The following is a 20222-nucleotide window of genomic DNA, read 5'->3' as shown; positions in this document are numbered from 1 at the left end:
GATTTCTATTTTTTAGCAAACTTAATAAATTCAGCGACTAAAAAAATAGAACCTGTTAAAACAGGATGATTAGGTGGCCATTTTTCTAGGGAAAATAAATACTTAATGGCAAGTTCAAATGTTTTAAATTCAATTATTTTTTGAAAGTCAATTTCTTTAATCTGACAGAGATCATTTAATTGCCAACTAGGTTGGTTTGGCACTGGCACAAGTAATAAGTGATCATTTTCCTTTAGAAGTGTTTTTAACATTGCGTAAATATCTTTTTGTCTTTGGACACCTAAAATCCAATAAATTCCATTTTCTTCATTCTCCCAATAGCTTCGCTCATCAGAGAGTGCTTTTGCAGCGGGATAATTATGCGCACAATCTACAAGAATTTCTTTGTTCAAATAATTTATTATTTCTAGTCTTCCCTTCCAAGCTGTCTTTTTAAGACCTTCAGATATGTGTTTTTCTTTTATATTAAATCCCAAATTATTCAGCGCTTCAATTGCTCCAACAGCCACTGAAGCATTTTGCTTTTGGAAAATCCCTTTTAATCCAAGCTCATAGCTTTTTGAAATTGAATCTTTCCAGATAATTTCCGCTCCAACCTCTTTAACTTTTTCGTTTATTAAATTTTCAACTTCACTATTTTGGTTACATGAGATGACAATTGAGTTTTTTTCAATAACTGCTAATTTTTCTTTGGCAATTTTTTCAATCGTATCTCCAAGAAATTCTTTATGGTCTAAGCCAATATTCCCAATAGCAATTATTGGTCTAGATTTATGGGCTGTTGTCGCGTCTAATCTTCCCCCTAAGCCAGCTTCAAGAATGAGCAATTCAACTTTTTTATTGTCAAAAAAATTTAGTGCGCAGCAAATTATTTTTTCAAAAGGAGTTAATTCAAATGTTGAAAAATTCTTTTCTATTAAGCTATAGATTTTTTCAAAATCAGTTTTGTTGATATTTTTTTTATTAACTCTAATTCTCTCGCATACGTCCAAAAGATGAGGCGATGTCGTAACGCCAAAATTACTTTTAGCTTCAAAAAGTATACTTTCTATGTATGCTGCGATTGATCCTTTCCCATTGGTTCCAATAATTTGTATCGCTGGAATATTCTCGCAAGGATTACCAAGTTTTTGAAGTGCTTTTTTAATTCTTGATAAACCTAACTTGATATTATCCCTTTCATATTTAGGTGATAATAATTCAAAAAATTTTAAATTTGCATTTTTCAAAATTTAAATTGCTATAACTCTCCAAAAATTAAATTCAGCTTATCCAAAAGAATATTAATTTCTCTTCGAGATATAACTAATGGTGGAACAATCCTTACAACGTTTCCTCCTGCCGGAACTACCAGTAACCCTTTATGAAAAGCTTTTAATGTAATTTTTTTTGCATCAACATAATCTTCATTGATCACAAGACCTTGTATTAAACCTAAACCTCTTTTCCCGGTAATAATATTTGGAAATTTTTTTGACAATTCTTCAAATCCAGCACTTAATTGTCCCCCTCTTAGGTAAACATTATTGATAAGATTTCTTCTATTTATTTCTTCTAATACAGTTAGGGCAGCTTTACAGGCGAAAGGGTTCCCCCCAAATGTGCTTGCATGATCTCCTGGACTAAAAATATTGGCTTTTTCTTTTACTAATAAAGCGCCAATTGCATGACCTCCTCCTAATCCTTTAGCAAGGGTGAATCCATCAGGTTCAATTCCTAAATTTTCATAACCCCACATTTTCCCAGTTCGACCTACTCCACTTTGAACCTCATCTAAAATTAGAAGAGAATTATATTTATCACATATATCTCTCAGGTTTTTAAAAAATATTTTACTTCCAGGAATTACGCCACCTTCTCCTTGTATTGGTTCAACTAAAACGCCTGAAATTTTTTGATCATTATTTTCACACTCTTCAAATAATTTTTTTACCGAATCAAAATTGTTAAATTTAAAAAATTTGAAACCTTTAATTAATGGTTCGAAGCCTTTTTGATATTTGGGCTGTCCAGTAGCACTCAATGCCGCTAGCGTCCTTCCATGAAAGCTGGATTCTGCTGCGAGAATAATTGATTCTTTACCCTTATTTATTGTATTACCATATTTTTTAATTAATTTAATTGCTGATTCATTTGCTTCCGCACCACTGTTGCAGAAGAAGACACTTTTAGCACAACTCATATTCGTTAAAGTTCTGCTTAATTGTTCTTGTTCTTCAATGTTGTAGAGATTGGAAATGTGCTGAATCTTTCTTAGTTGGGTTGATAGCCTTCTTCTTAAAACTCTATCGCTATGTCCAAGACTACAAGTTGCTATACCAGCGACTGCATCGAGATACTTTTTACCTTTTTTGTCCCATAGCCAACAACCTTTACCTTTTTTGAAGGATATATCGAATCTACTATAAGTATTCATCAAAGTGGGAGCGGTCGGACTTGAACCGACATACCCGAAGGTGCCGCATTTTGAGTGCGGTGCGTCTACCAATTCCACCACGCTCCCAAGGCTATTGCAAAAATGACTTTTTTATTATAACAAAAATCAACTGATTGACTATTGTTTTTGGCCATGGAATGGGGATCAAGATAACGCTTGTTAATAGCTAATCTTTTCGTTAAAAACATAGAATCATAATCATTGAATTTGCTGACAACAAATAAGATTTGAATGCATTATTTGACATATATGCTACAATTTTGTAGCAAATGTACAATTAAAACCTATTTACGAGAAGTAAACTTCACATTCAGTAATATTATGTTATACTTTAAAAAAAATTAAATGACAAAAATTAAAGCAAAAAAATTATCTTTACAATTCATTCCCTATCTCTTCGTTGTAGTCACTATTTTGACGGCATTTGGATCCAATAGTGGAACATGGGCATGAATGATCTCAAGATTAGTGGCTTAAATAAAGTTTGGTCTAGTCGTTTCTTGGTGTTATTCTTCATATTATTAGGTTGTATTTCACTCATTAATATTGCTTACGTTTAAATACTTTATACTTTTCGTGATTTTTGAGATTTAAGCCGCTTTATATCGAGGAATGTCTGCAGGGTCTGAACTTGTTTTAAATTCCTTACTTGTCAAAGTTTTTTTGTTAAACTCTCTGGTTATTTTTACACCTAATATTTTTAGTTTTGATTCAAAATTTTCATAACCTCTATCCAAATGCTCTAAACCATAAATTATACTAGTGCCTTCTGCTATAATCCCAGCAATTATTAATGCAGCTGAAGACCTCAAATCAGATCCAACTAGATCCATCCCCTTAATTTTTTTTACACCTTTGATATAAGCTGTATTTTTATTTAATTTTATATTTGCCCCCATTTTGTTAAGTAATTGAACATGGTTCATTCTGTTTTCGAAAATTGTTTCAGTTATCTTTGATTGACCATTTGCGATTGCCATTAAAGTTGAAAATGGTGCTTGCAAGTCAGTTGGAAATCCTGGGAAAGGAGCTGTTTTAATATCTACCCCTTTGATCTTATTTCCCTTGATTGTAATGGAATTTCCTTTAATCGTAATTTTACTTCCACTCTCTTGAAGCTTATTCGTGACAGCTTCAAGATGATTAGGAATTACAGGAGAAATTGTTATCGAAGAGGAAGTCGCAGCAGCCGCTATTAAAAAAGTGCCAGCTTCTATTCGATCTGGAATTACTTTATGAGTACAACCACACAGCTTATTAACACCATCAATAATTATTGTTTCTTTGCCAGAGTCGTAAATTTTTGCCCCCATTTTATTTAGCATTTGGCATAAATCCTGAATTTCAGGTTCTCTTGCAGCATTCTCAATCGTAGTTCTTCCATCCGCTAATGATGCGGCCATTATTAAAGTTTCAGTAGCTCCTACGCTTGGGCACTTTAATTTGATATGTGTACCAATTAATCTGCTTTTATCTCCTTTTATATTTGCTTTTACAATTTCTTCTTCAATAAGAATTTCCGCTCCTAGTGCTTTAAGCCCGTTAATGTGCTCATCTATTGGCCTTGAACCAATATTACACCCTCCAGGCAAAGGAACTTTAGCCTCTCCAAATTTACTTAATAGTGGACCGATACAAAAGAAACTTGCTCTTAGTCCATTAACAAGTTCATATGGAAGTTCTTTAATAGAAATATTTTGAGAATCTATCTCTAATTTATTGTTTTTTTCTATTATTTTAACCCCTAAATTTCTAAGGATATTAGCCATTTTTTCAATATCAGTGAGGCGAGGAACATTCTGAAGAACTATTCTTTCATTAGTTAGTAATGACGCAGCAAGTAAAACTAAGGCCGAATTCTTCGCACCACTTATTTCAACGATTCCATTTAATTTGCCTTGGCCAAAAATCTTTAAATTTTGTGATTTAAGATATGACTTCTTTTTGCTTACGCAAATCATTAAGACTTAATTTATTAGATTCATGATGACAAAGGAAAATTATTAAGTCCACCCTATGTAACGTCTTGAATATTAATTAAAAGTGAAAATGTATTTTTTTGATTTCTTGAGAAATAAAAATTTAATAAATAATTGATCAAAATATTTATGTAATTAAAATATAGTTGATAACGAATTTCTCAAATTAATCATAGAAAATACTTTTTTAAAAATAACTAGTAAAAACAATAATCTAGTTAAAAGATTTAGATCATTTAAAAGCGGATCCTCTCGTAAAGATAAAGATTTTTTTTGTATAGAGGGTACGCATCTTATTGAGGAATTGCTGAAGTCTGGAAATTCTCCCTCCAAAATTTTAGTTACTGAAAAATGGCTAAAAAAGAACCAAAATCTTAGTAAACAGTTTGATGAATCATTATTAACTTTGGTTTCAGAAGAGGTTTTAGCTTCTGCGATTTCAACAGTTAATCCAGATGGCATCGCAGCATTAGTAGAAATTTCATCGATACCTAATTATCAATTCAATAGTAATGATGATTTTGTTCTTGTTCTAGATAGGATTCAAGATCCTGGGAATATGGGTAATCTTTTTAGAACTGCTTTAGCTGCTGGTGTTGATGCAATTTTTTTAGCTGGAGGTGCGCATCCATTAAGCCAAAAAGTATTAAGAGCATCAACTGGCGCGGTCTTTAATCTTCCATTTCAAAGATATGAGGGTACTGAAGAAGAAATAATAAATTCTTTATTAAAGTCTTTATCTGAATTATCAAATGAGGGGTTTAAGATTTTTTCCACTAGTAGCTTTAATAAAAGCTCAAAAAACCCTTCAAAACCATACTGGGAAATTGATTGGACTAAGTCTACTGTCTTGATTTTGGGTAATGAAGGTAGAGGTATTCATAAAAAAATTCAAGAAGCTTTTAATGAAACAATTACAATTCCGCATAGTGAGCTTGTAGAATCATTGAATGTGGCTTGTGTTGCAGTTCCGTTATTACTAGAACGAAAAAGAGTCGCATACACCTCTAATAAATAAATAAAAAGTGACTGATTCAAGTTTTGATTTTGATTTAATCGTAATAGGAGCAGGATATGGAGGTTTTGATGCCGCTAAACATGCTGCTGGTAAGGGACTGAAAGTTGCAATAGTAGAGTCTTCTGATATGGGAGGGACTTGTGTTAACAAGGGGTGTGTTCCATCAAAAGCTCTTTTGGCTGCAAGTGGAAAAGTTAGAGAAATAGCTGATTATGAACATTTGGCTAAATTTGGTATTCATGCTTCCCCAGTAAGGTTCGAGAGATCAAAAATTGCAGATCATGCAAATAATTTAGTTTTAAATGTTAGAGAAAATTTAACAAAAACTCTTAAAAGGAGTGGAGTTGAAATTATTTTGGGCATTGGAAGGATTGAGGGAAATCAAAAAGTAGGTGTAAGAGATAAAAACGGAATTGATAAAATTTTCACATGTAAGAATATTGTTATAGCAACAGGCTCTTCTCCTTTTGTGCCCCGAGGAATAACTTTGGATAATAGGACCGTATTTACTAGCGATGATGCGGTTAAACTTGAGTGGCTTCCAAGATGGATAGCAATTATCGGAAGCGGTTATATAGGACTAGAATTTGCTGATGTTTATACCGCGCTTGGTTGTGAAGTTACCATGATCGAGGCTTTGGAGAATATTATGCCAACATTTGATCCAGACATCACTAAAATTGCTAAGAAGAACCTTATTCAAGCAAGAGATATAGACACAAAATCAAATGTCTTTGCGACAAAAATAACACCGGGATGCCCTGTAAAAATAGAACTGACTGATGCAAAATCTAGGGAAGTTGTAGAAACTTTAGAAGTTGACGCTGTACTAGTCGCAACTGGCAGAAGTCCTAATAGTAATAACTTAAATCTTGAGTCGGTTGGTATCGAAACAGTAAAAGGTTTCATTCCTGTAGATGATCAAATGAGAGTTAAGAATGGTGATGAAGTAATACCTAACATTTGGGCTGTTGGAGATGTGACGGGCAAACTAATGCTTGCCCATACAGCTGCAGCGCAGGGTACTATTGCTGTTGATAATATTTGCGGTGGTAATGTCGAAATTAACTATAAAAGTATCCCCGCAGCAACCTTTACTCACCCAGAGATAAGTTCAGTTGGTCTCTCTGAAGTTGAAGCTAAAGAGATATCTACAAAAGAAAATTTTACTTTGGGAGTTGTCAAAAGTTTCTTTAAGGCTAATTCAAAAGCATTGGCTGAATTAGAGAGTGATGGATTGCTAAAGTTGATTTTCAACAAAGATAATGGGAAAGTATTAGGAGCACATATTTTTGGGTTACATGCAGCTGATTTAATTCAAGAAATTTCGAACGCTATTTCAAGGAACCAAGATGTAATTGAATTATCTAAAGAAGTTCATACTCATCCTACTCTTAGTGAAGTAGTTGAGGTCGCATATAAACAGGCGGCTTCTCAAATAAAATAATATCTAAAATTAATGGAGATAAGACGCAGGCCACCTAATCCAACAGTAAGGGTAGAAAATTTAGAATATGCTGTACCTCATAGAGAAGCACAAGCAAAAAACATTCTGGAAGAAATTGTATGGCATAAGGACATTGAAATTAAGAATTTTAAAAAAATAGTTTCTTTAGAAGACATCATAAAAAAGATTGAAAACCTTCCTGCTCCCAAAGATTTTTATAAAAATATCTTGGAGTCAAAAATAAAACCAGGAGTAATTGCTGAAATAAAAAAAGCTAGTCCGAGTAAAGGAGTGATTAGAAAAGATTTTAATCCTGAAGACATAGCAATTTGTTATGAAGGATTAGGTGCATCATGTATATCAGTACTTACCGATCAAAGGTTTTTTCAAGGTAGTTATGAAATACTCGAAACTGTAAGGAAATCAACTAATCTCCCTCTTCTTTGCAAAGATTTTATTATTTCTGCTTATCAGATTTATAAAGCAAGGGTATCTGGTGCTGATGCAATATTATTAATTGCTGCGATTTTAAGTGATGATGATTTAATTTATTTAAAGAAAATAGCTGATAATTTAAAGATGAGTGTTCTTGTTGAAGTCCATAACTCTAATGAATTAGAAAGGATTCTAAAGTTAAAATCTTTTAATTTGATTGGAATAAATAACAGGGACTTAAAGACTTTTAAAACGGATTTAAAAACATCAATAGAATTGATGCATACATATGCAGATATATTTTTAAAACAAAATATTATTCCCATAAGTGAATCCGGAATTAATTGTGCCGAAGATTTAGAATCGCTTAGATCTATTGGAATCATGGGAGTATTAATTGGTGAAACTTTTATGAGAGAAACTGATATTGAACAATCGTTCAAGAAATTATTTAATTCAATTTAATATTGACTTCAAATCGTGCTATAAAATTGAATAAACATAGTTGTACTGAATATATATGCAGGCTGTAATTTTAACAGGTATAGTGGCAGGATTTGTGCATGTAGTTAGTGGCGCTGATCATCTAATTGCAATGGCACCAGCAGCGATTACTAATCCTCAAAAAGCTCTTAAAAATAGTTTCTCATGGGGCTTGGGACATTCTTCAGGAGTCCTCTTGTTAGCTTTTCTAGCGATTTTTATTAAGGATATTACGCCATTAAACAAATTTTCTAGTATGGCCGAATTCTTAGTTGGAATTTCACTTCTAATTGTTGGAGTATTTGCTATAAAAAATTCTTTTCAATTAAGTATTCACTCGCATTCCCATAAGCATGAGAATGGAATTGCCCATCGTCACTTTCACTTTCATGTTAAGGAACAAAAAAATAATAATAAGCACTCTCATGCTTTGACTGGTTTAGGCTTGCTTCACGGTATAGCTGGAGGTTCACATTTTCTTGCAGTTCTTCCTGCTTTAGCACTACCTCTAACAAGCGCTTGCTTATATTTGATTTCATATTTGATTGGTTCACTCATAAGTATGAATCTTTTTACTTGTTTAATATCTTTTACCACCTTTAAAGCAAGTCAAAAATTTATTAAAAGATTAATAGCTGCAGCAGGAGGGCTTTCCTTTTCTTTGGGATTATTTTGGATTCAAAGAAGTGCGTCTGTTTTTTTGAATTAAAAAATTTTTTAATTTAGGAATAATTAATTTAGAGGTGACAATCCCAATTATTTTTTCGTTATTGATTAATCCAAATTTATTACTATCTTCGCTAAATTCAATATTGTCTCCAATAACTTCGACGTTATTTTGATTTACTGAATTTATCCTTTTTATTAGATTTTTATTTTTAAAGGGATGATTAAAAATAACTATTTGTCGATTTTTAAGTATTGATTTATTCTTTTTATATTTTTTAAAAAATACAATATCCCCTTCTTTTAGGTAAGGAAACATCGATTCACCACTAATAATCGCGGTTTTTCTTAAACCTAAAAAAAATAAAATAAAATCAAAAAAGCTTTTGAAAATAACTCTGAGTTAACTAGCTTTTACAAAAGCGTCTGATCTTCCTTTTGAAGCCCAGAAAATATTATGAATTTTTTCTACATAACTCATGAGTTCTTCAGCTTGGGTTAAGTCAATATTAACTTTGCATGCACTGCATAATTTGGCCGCCTTCCAAATGGTTTCATGTAAGTCTGGATAAGTTTCTAAGTGAACTGGTTTAAAGTAATCTGTCCACAAAATTAGAATCTCTTTCTTTGTTTCTTTTGCTTGCTCTTCTTTAACTGCAACATATCTAGAAAATGTATTACTATATGCAGCCCACTCTGCTGAATCAGTGCTAGAAGGGGCTTCTAAAGCAATAAGTTTTTTTGTCATTGATAAAACTGCTTCAGCTGCAACTCTCGTAGATGCTGGGTCGTAAACACCACAAGGACCATCGCAGTGAGCATGGACTGTCATTGGTGATTTTTTATCTAGAAAAGAATTGATGAATTTACTTAACATTTCAAATATTTGGTGTTGTATATATACTACTTGGAGATTAACTAAATTGAAAAGTCTTAGATATTTTTCTTACTTAATTTAATTGACTTTTAATAATTCAACTTCGAATATTAAAGTCGCATTAGCAGGTATTACATTTCCAGCTCCTCTTGATCCGTATCCAAGTTCCGGAGGTATTGTTAATTGTCTTTTGCCTCCAACTTTCATGCCAGCTACACCTTCGTCCCAACCTTTTATTACTCGTCCAGCACCTAAGGGAAAGCTGAATGGAGCTCTTCCGATACTGGTATCAAATTGTGTCCCGTCCTCTAGAGTTCCTGTGTAATTTACAGTAACTGTTTGCCCAGCACTAGCTTCATCTCCTTCCCCGTTGACGATATCTGCAATAATAAGACCACTTTCTGTAGTCCTTGAATTGTTGTCTGATGGTGTTTCTTCTGCCATTGCGAAAAGTATAGGATTTGGATCTGATGGGTCTAGTTCAAATAAATTATTATTTGAGACATTTGATGATTTTGCAACAGGTGTTCTTTGAACTGACTGAGTTTCTGATTCAGCAGCATTAACAACTTGAGGTGAATTAAATTGACTGAAAAGAGTTAATGAAACGCAAAAAACAAAAACTGCAAAACTAATAAAGACTTCTTTCACTTAAATTTTGAAAGTTACTAAAACTTAGTCTACAGAATGAAGGTACAATAAATGAGTGATTATAAATTTAATTTCGTAATTTTAGATTGTTAATCCCAACTCAAATTAAAAGTCTAAGACAATATTTTTACCCTTGTTTAGGAGGGATTTTAGGAGGAATTTCAGTTTCAACTCATTTTTGGCTGATTTTAATGCCGATATCTTTATTTATTTTATGGAAGGGAAGTGAAAGGAGAATAGCAAATTTTTGTTGGGGTTTTTTCTTTGTCTTGATAAGTCATTCTTGGCTTTATGATCTTCATCCATTGACATGGCTTGGGTTTTCATGGCTTGCAAGTTTAATAATTGCCATTTTAATATTATTATTTTGCGCTTTTCTGGGTGGGATATTAGTTTTTTTATGGGGATTGTTAGTTGAAATTATTCTCTGGAAAGAGGATGTTTTCAAAATGAAAATATTATCTTTAACAGTAAAAGTATTTTTTTTATCCTTGACTTGGGGTATTGGTGAACTGATACTTTCTCAAACACCTTTTTTTTGGATAGGTTTAGGAGAGAGTCTCATCCCAGGTGATATTTATCTTGCTGGTTTAGCAAGATGGATTGGTGCAAGTGGTTTATGCGTATTACAAATATTGATTGGATTTTGGATTTTTTATATTCAAGGTAGATGGGAAAGAAAACTTCACTTTAAAAAAATATTTCTTTTGGGACTTTTGGTTTTTATTTTATTACATTTATTTGGAGGTTTAACAACTCCATTAAAAAGAAATTATGAATATCCAGCAGCTATTTGGCAAACTAATATACCAACAAGAGAAAAATTAAAAATAAATGATGAATTTATTGAAGAAAAGCTATCCATCGCTCAAAAATATGCTTTATCAAACAAAGCGAAACTTCTTGTTGCTCCTGAAGGAATTCTATCTAATAATTTTTATTTTTCTAAAGGCATTAAGGTTAATACCTTGTCAGGAGGTTTCAGAAATTCAAATAATGAGTTAAGAAGTTCTTTACTCGGATTTCAAATTGGAGATAAATCTTTTACCTCATTTATAGATAAAAATAGACTTGTTCCAATAGGTGAAAAAATACCTAGATTTCTAGATATTTTTTCAAGAGGATTATCTGCAGTAGGAGGGATTCAACCAGGCTCTGATTCAAGATTTTTTGATACTAAATTTACACCCCCACTAGCAGTAGCTATATGTTACGAAATTAGTGATGGACTAGAAATAAGAAAGGCTATCAATAGCGGTGCAAAACTAATAATAACTGCAGCAAATTTAGATCCATATCCCGCTAAGCTTTATAATCAATTCCTATCTTTGGCTAGATTAAGAAGTATTGAAAATAAGAAAGATAATTTACTAGTATCAAATACAGGCCCTTCGGGCTTAGTTCAAGATGATGGAAAAATAATTAAACTTTTAGATTATGATGTTGAGCGAAATGAAATAGTGTTCCCTAATTTTTCGTCCGAAAAGACTTTCTATACAAAATTTGGAGATAAACCTATTTTGTTTTTGTTTATATTTTTTATGGGATTAAATATCTTTTGGAAAATTAATTAATTAATCCTCCACCTAACAAAATTTCTCCTTTATAAAAAACTGCAGCTTGTCCGGGCGTTACCGAACTTTGACTATCTTCAAAAATTAATTTAAATGTTTTAGTAGGATTATCATTATTTTTCAAAGGGATTAGAGTTCCTTTTACTGGATGACTTCTATATCTGATTTGTGCTTCTACTTCAATCTCTTGCTTAGGTTCTTCGATTGAAACCCAGTTAACCTCACTAATTATTGCTTCTTTATTAAAGAGATCACTTTTACCTGCTACATAAACTATGTTTTTTTTTCTGTCTAAACTTTTTACATATAAAGGTTCCTGCCAAGCAATGCCCAACCCTTTTCTCTGACCTACAGTAAAGTGCTGAATTCCACTGTGCGTCCCAAGGACTTTCCCATTTACATGCACAATTTCTCCTTCTTTGGGTTCTATGTGTTTGTCGATAAATATCTGCATTGATCCATAATGCTCAACTAAACATAAATCTTGACTTTCTGGTTTTTGAGCAGTTCTAAGACCTAATCTGAGGGCTTCCCTTCTTGTATCTTCTTTTTTCATTTCACCAAGAGGAAATTCTAATCTGCTTAGTACTTCTTGGGAAAGAGAATAAAGAAAATAACTTTGGTCTTTGTTTTCGTCAGCACCTCTGAGAAGAAGGAAGTCTTTAAATACAAAGCTCTTGCAATTAAATTTTTCAGCATAAGATGATTTTTTTATCCTTGCGTAATGTCCGGTTGCAATATGAGTAAAGTCTTTTTTGCTTATTGCGTAATTAAGTATCTCGTCAAACTTCACATTCTTGTTACACATCGAACATGGAAGTGGAGTGAATCCTTTCTCATAGCTTTCAGTAGTTTTTTTAATTACCTCTCTTTCGAAAATTTCTCTTGAATCTATTATTTTATGATTAATTCCCAAATCTTCACAAAGGCCAGCAGCATCTACTAATCCTTCAGAACAACAGGAGCCTTGTCCTTTCATTAGCCAAAGAGTTAGTCCCTCAACATTCCAGTCTCTTTCTACAAGAAGAGCAGCTGAAAGGGAACTATCTACGCCACCAGAAAGACCTACAATAATATTTTTCTTCTTTTTAGTTTTATTATTAGAAGAAAAAAAGTTCTCTAATTTTTTATCCTTTTGTGTCTTTAACATGGAAGTTTAAATTTTTGAACAGTTCTTCAATTGCTTTGTACTAATTATGAACGAAATTGTATGGCCAACAATTGATTCTAAACATTTAATTGTTGATTCAAAGCAAATGTTGATAGTAGAGAAAGAAATGTTTTCTGATGGAATGCCACAAGAAGCATTGATGGAAAAAGCTGGTATCCAAATTAGTAGATGGCTCTTAAAAAAGAAACCTCTTCTAAAGAATGGAATAACTGTTTTTATAGGTCCTGGGCATAATGGCGGGGACGGTGCTGTAATAGCTAGAGAGCTTTTTTTGAAAGGTTTTTATGTTCAGGTATGGTGTCCATTCCCGATAAAAAAAACACTGACAAATGATCACCTTCATTATCTTACATCTATTGGTGTCACAAAATTAGTAGAGCCTCCTGATGCAAATAGGAAAGATCTTTGGATTGATGCAGTTTTTGGTAATAATCAAACAAGAAAAGTTGATGATAAATTAATTAAACTATTCAATCAAAAATTTCATAAAAAATCTGGAAAGGTAATAAGTATTGATATTCCTACAGGATTATGTCCTGATAAAGGAGAGCCTTTTTTAGAAGACGCAGTAAAGGCAGACTATACCTTGGCCATTGGTCTTTATAAGATTGGGTTGACCCAAGATTCTGCTTTACCTTTTATTGGAGAATTGCACCATATAGATATTGGGATCCCTACTAGTAAGCTGTCCAAAGTTGAAAAAAGGATTTTTAAGGTTACTTACAAAGATATAAAAAATATTGATTTACCTTCTTTACCAAAAAATTCCAACAAATATCAAAGAGGTAGAACATTAATAATTAGTGGAAGTGAAAAATATCCTGGCGCTGCATATTTAGCACTAAAAGGGGCAATATCAAGTGGAGCCGGTTTTATATCTGCGGTCCTGCCTGAGATAGTTGCTGAATCTATTTGGCAAGTTGCCCCAGAAATAGTTTTAAAAGAAACTATGCAATCTAAACAAAATGGAAATGCATCATTATTTAGTGCATTAAAGAATATTAACTTATCTGCATATGACTCATTAGTAGTAGGTCCAGGAATTGGTATTGATAATGATGATTGGCAAAAATCAAAAGACTACCTTATGGCTTTTGGAGGATTATTGATTTTGGATGCAGATGCTCTTAATAGAATTTCGGAATCTAAGTTAGGCGCAAATTTCTTTTTAGAGAGAAAATTTAAAACATGGATTACACCACATAGCAAAGAATTTCAAAGGTTATTCCCTAATATCACGTCTGATACTAAATTAGGGCTAGCTCATTTTGCCGCAAAAGAATTTAACATTAGTATTTTATTGAAGGGAGCTAACAGCATAGTTGCGGATAATAAGAGAGTATGGCAACTTTTTGGAACCGATTCTCAGACAGCTCGAGCTGGACTAGGTGATCTTTTATCTGGATTTATAGCTGGAAGTTCTGCAATTGATTTAAACTTTTGTAGAAATATAACAACAGATTTTTTTGCTAAATACGTACTTTTGCATTCATTTGCTGCATCAAAGTGCAAAAAAGGTTCAAATGCTTCCGCTATTGGTGACGAATTATCAAAATTAATTAGAAATATAAAAACGAGACAAATATCTTGAAAGAAACAATTTAATAGAGTTATTTATAGTTTTAAACACATAAGTGTACAAATATTACTTGAAATCTGAAGCGCGCATTAAATATTTGGCTATTTCTTTAAAAGTGTAGGAAAGTTTTAATACCTAATTAGGTCAACAATATGGTTTCATCGTTACCAACACAAGCAGAACAACCTAAAAGAAAGAGTAATGATCCAATAAGTTGGTATTTGCAGAACATCGGCAGAGTCCCCTTGTTAACGCCCGCCGAGGAGATTGAATTGGGTAATCAAGTCCAGAAAATGATGATTCTTACAGAAGATGGCCAATTGAATGAAAAGATTAACGAATTTACAACTCAGCAAAAGAGAACAATAAAAATTGGTCGAAGAGCAAAAGAAAGAATGATGAAAGCAAATTTAAGATTAGTTGTCAGTGTGGCAAAAAAATATCAAGGTAAAGGACTAGAACTTCTTGATTTAGTGCAAGAAGGTTCTCTTGGGTTGGAGAGGGCTGTTGAAAAATTTGATCCGACAAGAGGATATAAGTTTTCTACTTATGCTTTTTGGTGGATTAGACAGAGTATGACCAGAGCAATCGCATGTCAATCAAGAACAATCCGTTTACCTGTTCATTTAAGTGAAAGGTTAGCCACCATTAGAAAAGTTAGCAGAGATTTGGCTCATAAACTTGGTGCTATGCCAAGCAGAATTGAAATTGCAGAGGCAATGGAAATTGATGTAGAAGAATTGGATTCTGTTTTGAGACAAGCGTTATCTACGAGCAGTTTAGACGCTCCAGTAAATGGTGATGATGGCAGGAGCTTTTTAGGTGATTTGATTGCAGATAGCAATAATGAAGAACCTTTAGATCAAGTTGAACAAAAAATGCATCAAGAGCAACTAGGGAAGTGGTTAAGTCACTTAAGCGAGCAAGAACAACATGTTCTCAAATTAAGGTTTGGACTTGATGCAAATGAGAGACATACGCTTGCTGAGATCGGAAGGTTATTAGAAGTTTCTAGAGAAAGAGTAAGACAAGTGGAACTTAAAGCCCTAAGAAAATTAAGAAATTTAACTAGAAAATTACCCAGCGGTATTTAATTTAATCCTCGGCCCAAATATACTTAGTTAATTCTTGTGATGGGGGTTCGGGTGCTTCAATAGCATTTTTAACAGACTCAGATATCTCTGTATCAATTTTCTTTTCAATAATTTTTAATTCTTCTTCTGTCGCGAACTTACCATCAATAATTTCTTTGGCTAATTTCTTTATAGGATCTCTTTTCCCCCAAAACTCCTTCTCTTTTTCAGACCTCAATTCATCAGGATCTGCGAGAGAATGCCCTCTGTATCTATAAGTCAAGCATTCTAAAAGTGTTGGCCCTTCTCCTGCTCTAGCTCGCTCAACTGCTCTTTGTGCTGCCCCTCTAACTGCTAATACATCCATTCCATCAACTTCCTCGCCGTGCATACCAAAAGCAGACGCTTTTCTCCAGATTTCAGGATTGCTAGTAGCTCTATCGTGAGCCATCCCGATAGCCCATTTGTTATTTTCAACAACAAAAATTATAGGTAATTTCCATAACTGGGCCATATTTAAACATTCAAAAAACTGCCCATTATTGCAAGTCCCATCCCCAAAGAATGCTGCAGTTACTGCATCACTAGAACTATTACCAGTAACTTCCTTTTTGTATTTACTTGAAAAGGCTGCGCCTAGTGCAACTGGAATTCCCTCTCCAATAAATGCATATCCTCCGAGTAAGTGATGCTCTCTTGAAAATAAATGCATAGATCCACCTCTGCCTTTGCTACAACCTGTAGCTTTACCAAAAAGTTCACTCATTACTTCAAATGAGGGAACACCCGCACTTAGTGCATGAACATGGTCACGATAAGTACTACAAAACCAATCATGTTTTTTCTTCATGGCACCGATTACTCCGGTGCTTATAGCCTCTTGACCGTTATATAAATGAACGAAACCAAACATTTTACCCCTGTAATACATTTCTGCACATTTATCTTCAAACCTTCGACCAAGCGTCATGTCTTCATAAAGAAATAATCCGATTTCTCGATTTAATTCGGCTTTTTTTATATCTTGAAGATTTGAGATTCTCTCTACGTGTGTTTCCAAGAAAAATACCTTAATGAAGTTTTGATTTGTTAACATTCTAAGCTGCGAAGGGCGATTTTCATTATTTTTTTTAATAAGTCTGTTAGACCTTGTGAAAAATTTTTTTAACTTGATAAAATTTGTCTAAGAATTTTCACTAGGATATTTGTTTGGAACTTCCTTTAGACCATTTTCGTTTAATTGGCGTAAGCCCCTCTGCAACTCCTGAGGAAATATTAAGGGCGTTTCAATTGCGATTAGATAAAACACCAAATGTAGGTTTTACTTATGAAGTTTTAACCCAAAGATCTGAGTTGCTTCGTCTCACTGCTGATCTACTTACAGATCCTGAAAGCAGAAGAGAGTACGAAAATTTGTTATTAAATGGGATATCTGGACTCGATTTTTCCTCAAATAGAGAAGTGGCAGGTTTAATACTTCTTTGGGAATCGGGTTCACCAAAAGAAGCTTTTAAAATAACTAGGAAAGCATTACAGCCCCCACAAACTCCAGCTTTAGGAAGTAGTAGAGAAGCTGATTTAACTTTATTGGCCGCTTTAACAGCTAGAGATTCTGCAATTCAAGAACAACAGCTTAGATCTTATTCGACCGCAGCAGACTTTTTACATGAAGGTATACAACTTCTACAAAGAATGGGAAAGCTTGGAGAGATAAGAAAAGAACTTGAAGAAGACTTGGTTGCTTTGCTTCCTTACAGAATTCTAGATCTACTTAGTAGGGATCTAAATGATCAAGAGTCTCATAAAAAAGGCTTAAATATGTTGGAAAATTTAATTATCAAAAGAGGTGGTTTGGAAGGTAATAATAAATCTGAATATAAAGATTATTTAAATCAGCAAGAGTTTGAAGCTTTTTTTCAGCAAATTAGACCATTCTTGACAGTTCAAGAACAGATTGAGTTGTTTCTTGAATTACAAAAAAGAGGATCATTAGAAGCAGGATTTTTAGCTTTTCTATCATTAACAGCTAATGGTTTCTCTAGAAGAAAGCCGGAAAAATTATTTGAAGCGAGGAGAATTTTAAAGAAACTAAATTTGTCTGGTTTTGATTCAATGCCTCTAGTTGGTTGTTTGGACTTGCTTTTAGCTGATTTAGACCAGGCCTCTGCAAGGTTTTTAAGTAGTTCTGATGAGAATTTACGAGATTGGCTTAACAATTATCCTGGAAATAAGTTAGAAGCGATATGTATTTTCTGTAAAAATTGGTTGGAGAATGATGTTTTAGTTGGGTACAGAGATATTGACTCTAAAGAGGTGGACTTAGATTCTTGGTTTGAAGATAGAGAAATCCAAGAATTTATTGAAAAATTAGAAAAGAAATCAAATAAAAACGCAATTAGATCAAATCTTCAGAACCAACAAATTAAAAAGGAATCTTCAATAAAAACTACTGAAAATCTTAATAATAATTTAGGCAATATTGATGAAAATAGATTACCTTGGCCAGGTGGTATTAAACAAAATTATGAAGAATTTGAGGTCAAAGAAAACGAATTCAATGAGGAATTCTTTAAGAAGAAACCAATAGAGTTTTATAATTTTTTAATTGAAAAATTTGCTGAATTAAAGTTTAGTTTTGGTGAACTCTTGAAGGATAAAGAGATTATTAATCGGTCACCTTATTTGATTTATTTTTATGCTTTTTTGATCTTATTTTCATTTGGTATTGGTATTGGATTTTTGAGAAATAATTCAAAAAAATTAATTCAGGACAAGTCTGTTGTTGAAATACCTTTAATTTCTAAAGATAAAAATCAAAAGCTTATTAAGAAAGATAATATTCAAGAAATAAAAAAAGGTTCCTCAAGTAAATTGAAGTCTATTACTGATAAATCCACTGAATTTATTTCCTTTGAAATCAAAGAACTTGATAAATCTTCGCCTTCTTTGGAAGAAATAAGAAATTTAATTAATGGATGGCTTTTCAGTAAAAGTAATTATTTAGCAGGAAGAAGTGAAATTAATCTTTCTAAAATTGCTAGTAATGGTTTAATTGCGCGAACAATCGAAGAAAGACGAAAGGATAACAAGAAGGAAATTTATAAAGAAATTAATTCCCAAATAATTAAGATAGATTTTGAATCTCAATCTTCATCTCGGATAGTTGTTTTAGTTGAATTAAATTATTTAGAAAGAATAGTAAAGAATTCTGGTGAATTAGTTAATGAAACGTCTTTGAATCCTCTGAAAGTAAAATATATTTTGGGTTTTTCAAATAATTCTTGGAAATTGGTTGATTTCGTTAGTGGCTTGTAAATACAAATTTCTAATTACAAACTTCAATATCATCTATAATGATTAAAATTACTTTTTAATAATGTTTGATGAACTCTCGTCACGCTTTGAAGACGCAGTAAAGGGTTTAAGAGGCGAAGCAAAAATTAGTGAAAATAATATAAACGATGCCTTAAAGGAAGTAAAAAGAGCTCTACTTGATGCAGATGTTAGTTTGTCTGTAGTCAAAGAGTTTATATCAGATGTCAAAGATAAAGCTATCGGAGAAGAAGTAGTTAGGGGTGTAAACCCAGGTCAAAAATTTATAGAAATTGTAAATAAAGAATTGATTAACATCATGGGGAATGAAAATTCTCCATTAAACGAAAATGAAAATAGTCCCACCGTTATTTTAATGGCTGGACTTCAGGGTGCGGGTAAAACAACTGCAACAGGGAAATTAGGCCTTTATTTGAAGGAAAAAGATAAAAAAGTTCTTTTGGTTGCCGCAGATATTTATCGACCGGCAGCTGTAGAGCAGCTTAAAACTTTGGGAAGTCAATATGACTTGGAAGTTTTTTCAGCTAAAGAAAAAAATAGTAAACCAGAAGAGATAGCAAAGGACGCATTGAGTTTTGCTAGTGAAAATGATTTTAATTCGATAATTATTGATACCGCAGGAAGATTGCAAATTGATGAGTCCATGATGACTGAAATGGTTCGAATAAAAGAAGTTTCTAATCCGGACGAAGTTTTGCTTGTTGTTGATTCAATGATTGGGCAGGAAGCTGCTGATTTGACAAAGTCATTTCATGAAAAAGTTGGAATTTCAGGGGCGATATTAACTAAATTGGATGGAGACTCAAGAGGAGGCGCCGCTTTATCAATAAGAAAGATAAGTGGTAAACCAATCAAATTTATCGGTGTAGGTGAAAAAATAGAGGCACTGCAGCCATTTCATCCAGAGAGAATGGCTAGCAGAATTTTAGGCATGGGTGATGTATTGACACTTGTTGAAAAAGCCCAAAAAGAAGTTGAACTTGCTGATGCGGAAGCGATGCAAAAGAAACTTCAAGAAGCGACTTTTGATTTTAATGATTTTGTTAAGCAGATGAGATTAATTAAAAGGATGGGATCACTTGGTGGATTGATTAAATTAATTCCTGGAATGAATAAAATCGATGATGGGATGATAAAAGATGGAGAAGATCAACTTAAGAAAATAGAATCTATGATCTCTTCAATGACTCTTGAGGAGAAGCAAAAACCTGAGGTTCTTGCTGCACAGCCTTCAAGAAGACAAAGAATAGCTCAGGGTAGTGGTTATAAAGCAAAAGATGTAGATAAAGTATTAGCTGATTTTCAAAGAATGAGAGGTTTTATGAAACAAATGTCTAACGGAGGAATGCCAGGAATGGGAGGAATGCCAGGAATGGGAGGAATGCCAGGAATGGGAGGAATGCCAGGAATGGGAGGTAATAAACCAATGAAAAAACAAAAAAATAATAAGAAGAAAAAAGGGTTTGCTGATTTATAGATTATAAATTTTTCCCTTTGAG

The 20222-nt window shown here is 33.0% G+C and carries 18 protein-coding genes and 1 tRNA gene; 9 read left to right on the top strand and 10 right to left on the bottom strand.

From position 1 onward, the window contains the following. Nucleotides 1-5: 5 nt before the first annotated feature. The 5 genes from EW14_RS07490 to murA form a co-directional block, all read right to left on the bottom strand. Complete coding sequence (locus tag EW14_RS07490) at nucleotides 6-1229, bottom strand: folylpolyglutamate synthase/dihydrofolate synthase family protein (protein ID WP_042850856.1); 1224 nt, start codon at nucleotides 1227-1229, stop codon at nucleotides 6-8. An 11-nt stretch (nucleotides 1230-1240) separates the two neighbouring features. Continuing rightward, nucleotides 1241-2416, bottom strand: coding sequence for an aspartate aminotransferase family protein (locus tag EW14_RS07485; protein ID WP_042850855.1), 1176 nt, complete (start codon nucleotides 2414-2416; stop codon nucleotides 1241-1243). 5 nt (nucleotides 2417-2421) lie between these two features. Beyond that, nucleotides 2422-2503, bottom strand: a tRNA-Leu gene (locus EW14_RS07480). After that, nucleotides 2482-2625 carry a hypothetical protein gene (locus tag EW14_RS10420; protein ID WP_197049572.1) on the bottom strand — a complete coding sequence of 48 codons (144 nt, stop codon included), beginning with the start codon at nucleotides 2623-2625 and terminating at the stop codon, nucleotides 2482-2484. The genes EW14_RS07480 and EW14_RS10420 overlap by 22 nt, the downstream gene beginning before the upstream one ends. A gap of 402 nt (nucleotides 2626-3027) precedes the next feature. Then, a complete protein-coding gene (murA, locus tag EW14_RS07475) occupies nucleotides 3028-4398 on the bottom strand; it encodes a UDP-N-acetylglucosamine 1-carboxyvinyltransferase (RefSeq protein ID WP_042850854.1) in 1371 nt (456 codons plus the stop codon). A 160-nt stretch (nucleotides 4399-4558) separates the two neighbouring features. On the opposite strand from murA, the gene EW14_RS07470 reads away from it, so the two are divergent. Genes EW14_RS07470 through EW14_RS07455 form a run of 4 tightly spaced genes read left to right on the top strand, consistent with a single transcriptional unit; the run spans nucleotide 4559 to nucleotide 8508 of the window. Beyond that, nucleotides 4559-5434: a TrmH family RNA methyltransferase gene (locus EW14_RS07470; RefSeq protein ID WP_369794282.1), complete on the top strand. Its 876-nt coding sequence runs from the start codon at nucleotides 4559-4561 to the stop codon at nucleotides 5432-5434. Nucleotides 5435-5441: 7 nt separating this feature from the next. Then, nucleotides 5442-6881 carry a dihydrolipoyl dehydrogenase gene (gene lpdA / locus EW14_RS07465; protein ID WP_042850852.1) on the top strand — a complete coding sequence of 480 codons (1440 nt, stop codon included), beginning with the start codon at nucleotides 5442-5444 and terminating at the stop codon, nucleotides 6879-6881. A gap of 12 nt (nucleotides 6882-6893) precedes the next feature. After that, complete coding sequence (gene trpC / locus EW14_RS07460; RefSeq protein WP_042850851.1) at nucleotides 6894-7781, top strand: indole-3-glycerol phosphate synthase TrpC; 888 nt, start codon at nucleotides 6894-6896, stop codon at nucleotides 7779-7781. A gap of 55 nt (nucleotides 7782-7836) precedes the next feature. Next, nucleotides 7837-8508, top strand: coding sequence for a hydantoin utilization protein A (locus tag EW14_RS07455; protein ID WP_042850850.1), 672 nt, complete (start codon nucleotides 7837-7839; stop codon nucleotides 8506-8508). Here the strand turns inward: EW14_RS07455 and sodX are convergent. The 3 genes from sodX to EW14_RS07440 form a co-directional block, all read right to left on the bottom strand. Further along, nucleotides 8467-8859 (bottom strand): nickel-type superoxide dismutase maturation protease, encoded by a 393-nt coding sequence (gene sodX, locus EW14_RS07450; RefSeq protein WP_071840808.1) that lies wholly within the window; start codon nucleotides 8857-8859, stop codon nucleotides 8467-8469. The two genes, EW14_RS07455 and sodX, sit on opposite strands and share 42 nt — an antisense overlap. Nucleotides 8860-8868: 9 nt before the next feature. Then, complete coding sequence (sodN, locus tag EW14_RS07445; protein WP_042850848.1) at nucleotides 8869-9342, bottom strand: superoxide dismutase, Ni; 474 nt, start codon at nucleotides 9340-9342, stop codon at nucleotides 8869-8871. A 78-nt stretch (nucleotides 9343-9420) separates the two neighbouring features. Further along, nucleotides 9421-9993 (bottom strand): FKBP-type peptidyl-prolyl cis-trans isomerase, encoded by a 573-nt coding sequence (locus EW14_RS07440; RefSeq protein ID WP_042850847.1) that lies wholly within the window; start codon nucleotides 9991-9993, stop codon nucleotides 9421-9423. 86 nt (nucleotides 9994-10079) lie between these two features. Between EW14_RS07440 and EW14_RS07435 the strand changes: the two genes are divergently transcribed. After that, on the top strand, nucleotides 10080-11567 hold the full coding sequence (locus EW14_RS07435) for an acyltransferase (protein ID WP_042850846.1): 1488 nt from the start codon (nucleotides 10080-10082) through the stop codon (nucleotides 11565-11567). On the opposite strand, the gene mnmA is transcribed toward EW14_RS07435, so the two are convergent. Continuing rightward, the gene (mnmA, locus tag EW14_RS07430) at nucleotides 11560-12717 is read right to left on the bottom strand and encodes a tRNA 2-thiouridine(34) synthase MnmA (protein WP_042850845.1); all 1158 of its coding nucleotides are present in this window, start codon (nucleotides 12715-12717) and stop codon (nucleotides 11560-11562) included. The genes EW14_RS07435 and mnmA overlap by 8 nt on opposite strands. A 46-nt stretch (nucleotides 12718-12763) precedes the next feature. Here mnmA and EW14_RS07425 point away from each other — a divergent pair, with 46 nt between their 5' ends. Beyond that, on the top strand, nucleotides 12764-14329 hold the full coding sequence (locus tag EW14_RS07425) for a bifunctional ADP-dependent NAD(P)H-hydrate dehydratase/NAD(P)H-hydrate epimerase (RefSeq protein WP_042850844.1): 1566 nt from the start codon (nucleotides 12764-12766) through the stop codon (nucleotides 14327-14329). A 140-nt stretch (nucleotides 14330-14469) separates the two neighbouring features. After that, entirely contained in the window at nucleotides 14470-15411 is a 942-nt protein-coding gene (locus EW14_RS07420; RefSeq protein WP_042850843.1) for an RpoD/SigA family RNA polymerase sigma factor, read from the top strand. 1 nt (nucleotide 15412) lies between these two features. On the opposite strand, the gene pdhA is transcribed toward EW14_RS07420, so the two are convergent. Further along, a complete protein-coding gene (gene pdhA / locus EW14_RS07415; protein ID WP_042850841.1) occupies nucleotides 15413-16486 on the bottom strand; it encodes a pyruvate dehydrogenase (acetyl-transferring) E1 component subunit alpha in 1074 nt (357 codons plus the stop codon). Nucleotides 16487-16599: 113 nt separating this feature from the next. Here pdhA and EW14_RS07410 point away from each other — a divergent pair, with 113 nt between their 5' ends. Together EW14_RS07410 and ffh are read left to right on the top strand one after the other, a co-directional pair. Beyond that, the gene (locus EW14_RS07410) at nucleotides 16600-18705 is read left to right on the top strand and encodes an IMS domain-containing protein (protein WP_042850839.1); all 2106 of its coding nucleotides are present in this window, start codon (nucleotides 16600-16602) and stop codon (nucleotides 18703-18705) included. Nucleotides 18706-18766: 61 nt separating this feature from the next. Continuing rightward, entirely contained in the window at nucleotides 18767-20200 is a 1434-nt protein-coding gene (gene ffh / locus EW14_RS07405) for a signal recognition particle protein (protein WP_042850838.1), read from the top strand. The last annotated feature ends 22 nt before the right edge of the window (nucleotides 20201-20222 follow it).

The sequence above is a fragment of the Prochlorococcus sp. MIT 0604 genome, assembly GCF_000757845.1.
Classification (GTDB): Bacteria; Cyanobacteriota; Cyanobacteriia; order PCC-6307; family Cyanobiaceae; genus Prochlorococcus_A.
This window is presented reverse-complemented; position numbering and strand designations above follow the sequence as displayed.

What these genes read in the sequence shown, in the direction of transcription:
- EW14_RS07485 (WP_042850855.1), bottom strand. Translation starts at nt 2,416, where the DNA reads ATGAATACTTATAGTAGATTCGATATATCCTTCAAAAAAGGTAAAGGT.
- EW14_RS10420 (WP_197049572.1), bottom strand. Translation starts at nt 2,625, where the DNA reads ATGTTTTTAACGAAAAGATTAGCTATTAACAAGCGTTATCTTGATCCC.
- murA (WP_042850854.1), bottom strand. Translation starts at nt 4,398, where the DNA reads ATGATTTGCGTAAGCAAAAAGAAGTCATATCTTAAATCACAAAATTTA.
- trpC (WP_042850851.1), top strand. Translation starts at nt 6,894, where the DNA reads ATGGAGATAAGACGCAGGCCACCTAATCCAACAGTAAGGGTAGAAAAT.
- EW14_RS07455 (WP_042850850.1), top strand. Translation starts at nt 7,837, where the DNA reads ATGCAGGCTGTAATTTTAACAGGTATAGTGGCAGGATTTGTGCATGTA.
- sodN (WP_042850848.1), bottom strand. Translation starts at nt 9,342, where the DNA reads ATGTTAAGTAAATTCATCAATTCTTTTCTAGATAAAAAATCACCAATG.
- mnmA (WP_042850845.1), bottom strand. Translation starts at nt 12,717, where the DNA reads ATGTTAAAGACACAAAAGGATAAAAAATTAGAGAACTTTTTTTCTTCT.
- EW14_RS07425 (WP_042850844.1), top strand. Translation starts at nt 12,764, where the DNA reads ATGAACGAAATTGTATGGCCAACAATTGATTCTAAACATTTAATTGTT.
- EW14_RS07420 (WP_042850843.1), top strand. Translation starts at nt 14,470, where the DNA reads ATGGTTTCATCGTTACCAACACAAGCAGAACAACCTAAAAGAAAGAGT.
- pdhA (WP_042850841.1), bottom strand. Translation starts at nt 16,486, where the DNA reads ATGTTAACAAATCAAAACTTCATTAAGGTATTTTTCTTGGAAACACAC.
- ffh (WP_042850838.1), top strand. Translation starts at nt 18,767, where the DNA reads ATGTTTGATGAACTCTCGTCACGCTTTGAAGACGCAGTAAAGGGTTTA.